The sequence below is a fragment of the Kocuria sp. genome, assembly GCF_030536815.1.
Taxonomy (GTDB): domain Bacteria; phylum Actinomycetota; class Actinomycetes; order Actinomycetales; family Micrococcaceae; genus Kocuria; species Kocuria gwangalliensis.
Genome location: NZ_JAUNPE010000193.1, coordinates 1 through 3,641, shown reverse-complemented (window position 1 = coordinate 3,641; position 3,641 = coordinate 1). Strand labels below are relative to the sequence as shown.

General features: G+C 62.3%; 7 protein-coding genes. All 7 read left to right on the top strand.

Features of this window, described 5'->3' with window-relative positions; all coding sequences use genetic code 11:
- The first annotated feature begins 79 nt into the window (after nt 1-79).
- Nucleotides 80-415 (top strand): hypothetical protein, encoded by a 336-nt coding sequence (locus Q4E95_RS11935; RefSeq protein WP_303383514.1) that lies wholly within the window; start codon nt 80-82, stop codon nt 413-415.
- A gap of 45 nt (nt 416-460) precedes the next feature.
- Nucleotides 461-913 carry a hypothetical protein gene (locus Q4E95_RS11930; protein WP_303383513.1) on the top strand — a complete coding sequence of 151 codons (453 nt, stop codon included), beginning with the start codon at nt 461-463 and terminating at the stop codon, nt 911-913.
- A gap of 301 nt (nt 914-1,214) precedes the next feature.
- The gene (locus Q4E95_RS11925) at nt 1,215-1,418 is read left to right on the top strand and encodes a hypothetical protein (protein ID WP_303383512.1); all 204 of its coding nucleotides are present in this window, start codon (nt 1,215-1,217) and stop codon (nt 1,416-1,418) included.
- Between the two features lie 151 nt (nt 1,419-1,569).
- On the top strand, nt 1,570-1,833 hold the full coding sequence (locus Q4E95_RS11920; protein ID WP_303383511.1) for a hypothetical protein: 264 nt from the start codon (nt 1,570-1,572) through the stop codon (nt 1,831-1,833).
- Between the two features lie 5 nt (nt 1,834-1,838).
- Nucleotides 1,839-2,171 carry a ribbon-helix-helix protein, CopG family gene (locus tag Q4E95_RS11915; RefSeq protein WP_303383510.1) on the top strand — a complete coding sequence of 111 codons (333 nt, stop codon included), beginning with the start codon at nt 1,839-1,841 and terminating at the stop codon, nt 2,169-2,171.
- A gap of 32 nt (nt 2,172-2,203) precedes the next feature.
- The gene (locus Q4E95_RS11910) at nt 2,204-2,785 is read left to right on the top strand and encodes a recombinase family protein (protein WP_303383509.1); all 582 of its coding nucleotides are present in this window, start codon (nt 2,204-2,206) and stop codon (nt 2,783-2,785) included.
- 471 nt (nt 2,786-3,256) lie between these two features.
- Nucleotides 3,257-3,641, top strand: a 385-nt coding sequence (locus Q4E95_RS11905; protein ID WP_303383508.1) for a hypothetical protein, incomplete at its 3' end; no start/stop codon positions are given.

The following is a 3,641-nucleotide window of genomic DNA, read 5'->3' as shown; positions in this document are numbered from 1 at the left end:
TATCCAGCAAGATCAGATGCAACGGGCACCTAGGAGTTATGGCGGAAAACCACCGTTTTCACACATAGGAGACCTAGGAATGAGCAAGTCCGACTTCCCGCCTCAGCTACGCGGCGGCAACTCACCCGCAGCCACCCTGGCCGCGCCCACAACCCTTGGCCGCGTTGTCCGTCTCCTGGCGTTCCTGCTCATGTTCGGTGCTGGGGCGTACGTGCTGGGATACGAGGTCACCGGAGAGTGGTCCCGGCAGTGGGACTACGCCGATCTTTTCCACGACCCTTACGGCCCACGCGGGCCACTGCCGTCAGGGGTAAACGCGATCCACAATGTGGCTACCGGAGCCGCGGGCGTCGTGGGCGTGCTCGCTGGCCTAAGTGGCGCCCTCTACCAGCTCGCTGCCCTGATACGCCGATAGTTGAGCAGAACACCGAGACATAACCCCGGCGAGAAAGGACCTCGCATGAAGCGTTGGCGGCAGACAATCGACACCTACTCCGAGAGGATCGGCTTATTCCTGGTATGGGCCAGCACGTTGTGTTGGGTGATCCTCACCCCCGGTGGTGGCTTCTGGTATGTCCTCACCGGGGGAGCCGAGGCAGACCCGCAAGCAATTCACCCCGCCGTCCGAGGCCCTGTCGTCGCCGCGTCCCTGTTCTTTTTCGCGGTCGCCGCCGTGAGCTTCTGCATCCCTGACCCCACCCGCAGGGCCACAGCCTTACAGCGGCTTATGTTCTGGCTCGCAGCAGCGGGACTGGCGTTCTTGACGGTCTCCTGGGTCAGCAACGGACCCGCCGAACAGATGTGGCAGGTAGTCGTCTTCTGGATCATCGGCGGAGCAATGGGTCTACTTCTTGAACCCGCCAAGGCGTTTCTCCACCATGACCCTATCCAGACCGGGGACGAGAAAAAATGACTCTGACGCACGCTCAGTGGCTTTATGGGGACATTCTCGATCTCTCCGCCGAACGCGGTATCTCTTACACTGCCGAGACTGGACGGACCCGACCCGCGGACGCTAAACAGCCATGACACACAGCGACTACTACGCCCGCTTAGCTGCCATCGCCATGATGAATCACGGCCTAAACAGAGACAATCACGCAGCATTAGCGCAATGGGCCGAGTATGCGGCCACGCACCGCTACACCGAGCGTGGGGTATTGGTCAGCGGAGACGGTCGTCTCCACGCTGAGACAATCCACCCACCCATAGATTTGAGCGAACCTGCCTCATGGCGAAACGTCCGCCCACCGTGGCAGATCAACCCGCGCACCTGGCGCGGGCCGGGAAACCCACCGAGTCCACACAACGCGATAGGTGATGCCCTGGACGTGATCGAAGCCGCCACGGGTCTACCCGCAGCGCACATCGTCTACCGCGAGGTCTGCACGGGCTGGGCCGGGCAGACCGACGCATAACTTCTTCCAGCGATCCAGCTACCCACCGCCCAGATATGCCCCACAAAGACCAGTCAGAACCGCGCCACCCCCAAGCCGCGCGAACGCTGTGCAACATCGACCGTTCATGCACACAGGTTACTGTAACCGTTTATTGTGCTACACTTTATATATGGGCATCGAGTTCAAGGACAGCGCAGACCGCCATGGCATCCCCCGCGAAGAAACCCTCTACGCGATGACGCACGCGGAAGCCGCAACCAAGGTTCCCGGCCACCCAGGGGAGACCACCACGGTCTACGTCGGCCACCCACACGGACAGACGGACCGCTACCTGGAAGTGATCGCCGCGCTCCGACCCCCGCGCACTGTGGTGATCTTCCACTCAATGCCCTTGACTGACCTGTACCGCCACCTGCTCCACGAGAGGAAGTAACCGAGATGGAACGCGATTACGAGGCCCTAGCCGCTGCGGCCGAGCGCGGAGAACTGACCCCGGACCCGTCTAGCATCCGCCGAGGCCCCGACGTCGCCGCCGAGGCCCGCCGGATGCTGATGGAGGCCAGCGGAGCAACCGACATGGAAGAACTAACCCGCCTCGTTATGGGCCGCCCCCCTGTAGGCACCGCTTCCGGCGCATCGCCCATAGTGCGTGCTCGCGTGCCCCAGGCGCTCAAAGACCGCCTGGACGCCCTCGCCCAGCGCGAGCACCGCAAGGAATCCGACATCGTGCGCGAAGCCCTGGCCGCGTACGTTCAAATCCAGGGAGCTTGAGACGGCACATACTGACGACCAGGAGACAAGCCATGAGAATCGGTTACGCCCGAGTGAGCACGCGGGAGCAGGAGGCGAGTTTGGATTCCCAGCGGGACGCGTTAACCGCTGCTGAGTGTGAACGTGTTTTCGAGGACGTCATCAGCGGAGCGAAGTCGAAGCGTCCAGGACTGGACGCAGCCCTGGACTACATGCGCGGTAAGGACGTGCTTGTAGTGACCCGCCTGGACCGGCTAGGCCGCTCCACTCTGGACACCATCAAAACCGTGGACGGGCTGACCGAGCGCAGCATCCGCGTGGAAATCCTCGGATTAGGCATTGATTCCGGTACAGCCGAGGGACGCCTCATGATCCGCATCATGTCCGCCCTGGCTGAGCAAGAACTTGAGTTGATCCGCGAACGTACCCGCGCCGGACTAGAACACGCCCGCAGCAACAACCGGCGCGGGGGACGGAAGCCCGCACTCGATGCCAAGGCCCGCGATGCGGCCTTATCAGCCCTTGCTGGTGGAATGAGCGAGAAAGCCGTGGCCGACTTCCACGGCGTAAGTCGATCCACGATCAGGCGACTGAAAAAACTCAGCCTCGACACCCCCACCGAAAAAATTGGTTAACGGCACCCCTATGCAATACTTGCTGTTATGTCAGCCATACAGAGACGCCAGACCAAAGAACGGGGCAAGCTCACGCCCACTTCTTTGCGCCTGTCTTCGGAGTTGCACAGGGCAGCGGATGAGAAGGCACGCAGTCTTGGCGTGACGAAAGCGGCTTACATCGTGAGCGTTCTTGCTCGTGACTTGGAAATTCAGGGATACGAGTTGCCCCCCAAAGAGTGAAGGTGGCTCCCCGGCAAGGGAGCCACCTTCCAAGACAGTGAACGTCGCTCAGTTTGTCGACAGACGACGTTCTGAACCAGGAGATTCGTTGAAGGACCAACTACAACGGAACGGTTCGCTATGTCCATAGTAGCAGCCGCATTTGTAGAGAAAAGCCCTGCCCGGACATTACCTATGGGTATGGCCCTGCCGGTGCAGAGAGCACGGCGGAGCACACGCCGCCGCCGTAAGTGTTTTCCCGTATCTGAGGTGCACACCCCCAACCAGCGCACCGGCGCTTCTCTAGCCCCTGAACCGGCCGAGGGTGTCGAGGCCGGCATTGCGTGCTGGTGGTCCCGCCCTCAGTGGATCCAGGACGTGGCCGCTGACCTGGGCACCGAGACCGGCCGGGAGGCCCTTCGCCGCCGCCATACTTCCCCCGAGGCTGTTAACGCTGTGGCGGCCGCAGACGCGGCCGCCGCTGACACCACCACCGGGCGCAACGTCCGTACCGCACACGCGAGCGTGGCCAAGGCCACCGGGCGCAGCGTGGACACCGTGCGCCGTGCGCGACGAGTGTTGCGTGATCTGGGCTGGTCGGTGGAAGTTGTACGCGGCCGGTACATGACTCTCGCTGAACGCATCAGCGCGAGTC

What these genes read in the sequence shown, in the direction of transcription:
- Q4E95_RS11935 (WP_303383514.1), top strand. Translation starts at nt 80, where the DNA reads ATGAGCAAGTCCGACTTCCCGCCTCAGCTACGCGGCGGCAACTCACCC.
- Q4E95_RS11930 (WP_303383513.1), top strand. Translation starts at nt 461, where the DNA reads ATGAAGCGTTGGCGGCAGACAATCGACACCTACTCCGAGAGGATCGGC.
- Q4E95_RS11920 (WP_303383511.1), top strand. Translation starts at nt 1,570, where the DNA reads ATGGGCATCGAGTTCAAGGACAGCGCAGACCGCCATGGCATCCCCCGC.
- Q4E95_RS11915 (WP_303383510.1), top strand. Translation starts at nt 1,839, where the DNA reads ATGGAACGCGATTACGAGGCCCTAGCCGCTGCGGCCGAGCGCGGAGAA.
- Q4E95_RS11910 (WP_303383509.1), top strand. Translation starts at nt 2,204, where the DNA reads ATGAGAATCGGTTACGCCCGAGTGAGCACGCGGGAGCAGGAGGCGAGT.